Origin of the sequence: Gracilibacillus ureilyticus (assembly GCF_900111195.1) — a bacterium.
Lineage (GTDB): Bacteria > Bacillota > Bacilli > Bacillales > Amphibacillaceae > Gracilibacillus > Gracilibacillus ureilyticus.
This window is the reverse complement of record NZ_FOGL01000037.1, coordinates 1-2,397: the sequence shown is the minus strand read 5'-3', so window position 1 is coordinate 2,397 and position 2,397 is coordinate 1. Positions and strand designations below refer to the sequence as shown.

The window sequence follows — 2,397 nt, the reverse complement described above, 5'->3', positions numbered from 1 at the left end:
GTAAGCCCCCAATCAAATAACGCATATAAACACGCAGCACCTCCTGGTATGATGAATGTATCAATTTAAGGAGGTGCTTTTCATATGCTAGAACAAAAATTAACAATCGTCCCCGTTACATTACATTCCGAAAATAAAGATTCATATTCGACCGTGCCATCACCAACCTCTTGCAATCACGCATGCACGATCAAAAAGGCAAACATAGAAATCTCCTTCAACAACGGCGTAGATGAGCACATTATTCAAACGGTTATAAGGGAGTTGAAACATCTGTGAAATACGACTATACAAGTGTAAAAAATATTTACATCATTTGTGGAAAAACTGACATGCGTAAGGGTATTGATGGTTTAGCAACACTAATTCAAGATTCTTTTAAACTGGACCCATATGGTGATTCCATTTTCTTATTCTCTGGATGGAGTAAGGACAGATATAAATGTTTGTATTTCGATGGTGATGGCTTCGCCCTGCTTTATAAACGTTTGGATAAAGGCAAACTTCAATGGCCAAAAGACGAAAATGAGGTGCGGAAACTTTCCCAGCAGGAGGTTCGATGGCTCCTTGAGGGGTTATCGATTCAGCAACCAAAGGCTATTCAAAAATCACCAAAAGGAGTGTTCTAAACTATTGATAAAACATTGGTTTGAAGCTGTTTCCACCTTCACTTAGCTGGTTCTAAATGGTATAATATAACTAACTAATGTGAACGGAAAGTGGGTGAATGATTTGGGGAACGCTTCTAAGAACGAAAGTCAAAACGAGAAATTAATTCGGCTGCTCGAAGAGCAATTGGCTCATTCGAATCAACAAAACAAAGACTTATCGAAACAGATTGAAGTGTTAACCGATCAAGTGCGCCATTTAACTAAACTTTTATATGGATCAAAAACCGAAAAATCGAAATATAACGTAGCGGACGGGCAAGGTTCATTATTTGATGATGATCCGGCTTTTAGCGAACCTGAGCACACAGAAGAACAAAGCCAACAGACAATCACTTATACTGTTGTACGAAAGGTTAAATCAAAAAAACGAAATGATTCCTTGCATGATGGTATTGAAGTAGAAGCTATTCACCATCATCCGGGAAATACGATCTGTGACTGTTGCCAAGGGCAAATGATTGAAATTGGTAATTCAATTGTTCGTGAAGAAGCTAAATTTATTCCTGCCCAAATGATGAAGGTACAGCACATTGAACATGCGTATGAATGTAAAGGCTGCAAAGTTGATCCATCCCAGCCAGCACAAATCAAACGCGGGAAAGCACCACAACCAGCGATTCAGCGTAGCATCGCAAGTCCTAGCGTACTTGCCAAAGTCATTTATGATAAATTTGCACAATACTTACCTCTTTACCGTCAGGTAAAGGAATGGGATCGCTATGGACTGAATACCAATGATAAAAACCTTTCGAATTGGGTTATCCGCGCTGCACATGATTGGCTCTTACCTGTTTACGAACGAATGAAAGAATTGATGATGACTAAATCGGTTTTGCATGTCGATGAAACATACGGGCAAATTATCAACCGATCCGATGGGAAATCTGGTCAAACCAACGCCTATAATTGGGTGTTTCGAAGTGTGCCAAGCCAAGGGCCGACAATGACTCTCTTTCAAAGCGCCTTATCTAGGGCTCGATCTGTCCTTGGAAGTTTTATTGAAGGCTTTTCTGGAACGATTGTGTGTGATGGTTATTCTGCTTATGATAATTTGGAAGGTGTCAATTTCGCAAATTGCTGGGCGCATGTTCGTCGGTATTGGCTGAAAGCCGATAGCAATAATGGTAGAATCGGTGTGAAATATTGTGATGATTTATATCGGCTAGAAAGGAAATTTAAACGTTTATCTCCGAGTAAACGGAGAAAAAAACGTCAAAAGTACTCAAAGCCAATCGTGGAGGAATTCCTTCACTGGGTTGAAACATCACCATTTTACGGAAAAAATGCGTTAGCAAAAGCAGCTGAATACACATTGAACAGGACAAATGGACTCCGAGCATTCCTGAAAGATGGACGTATTGAAATGGATAATAATCCAGCCGAGAACGCCATCCGTCCCAATGTTATAGGAAGAAAAAATTGGCTTTTTAGTGTAAGTGAAGCTGGTGCAAAAGCGAATGCCATTTGTTTGAGTATCGCTGAAACTACCAAAAGTAACGGCGTTGATTTCTATGAATATATAAAGAAACTTTTTACGGATCTACCAAATTTCAGTCTCCAACAAAACCCTGAAATTTTAGATCAATATATGCCCTGGTCAAAAATGATTCAGGAAGAATGTAGCAAATAAATGAAATAGCCGTTATTCGATTAAAAAAATCAGAATATACGGCTATTTGTGATGCGTACTCGAAGGTACGCTTATTTTTTTATAATTCGGGCTTAC

The 2,397-nt window shown here is 39.2% G+C and carries 2 protein-coding genes; both read left to right on the top strand.

The window, feature by feature from the left end; all coding sequences use genetic code 11:
* Positions 1-275 precede the first annotated feature (275 nt).
* Complete coding sequence (gene tnpB, locus BMW36_RS20115; RefSeq protein WP_217640972.1) at positions 276-629, top strand: IS66 family insertion sequence element accessory protein TnpB; 354 nt, start codon at positions 276-278, stop codon at positions 627-629.
* Between the two features lie 103 nt (positions 630-732).
* Positions 733-2,301, top strand: a complete 1,569-nt coding sequence (gene tnpC / locus BMW36_RS20110) for an IS66 family transposase (protein ID WP_089744473.1) — start codon at positions 733-735, stop codon at positions 2,299-2,301.
* The last annotated feature ends 96 nt before the right edge of the window (positions 2,302-2,397 follow it).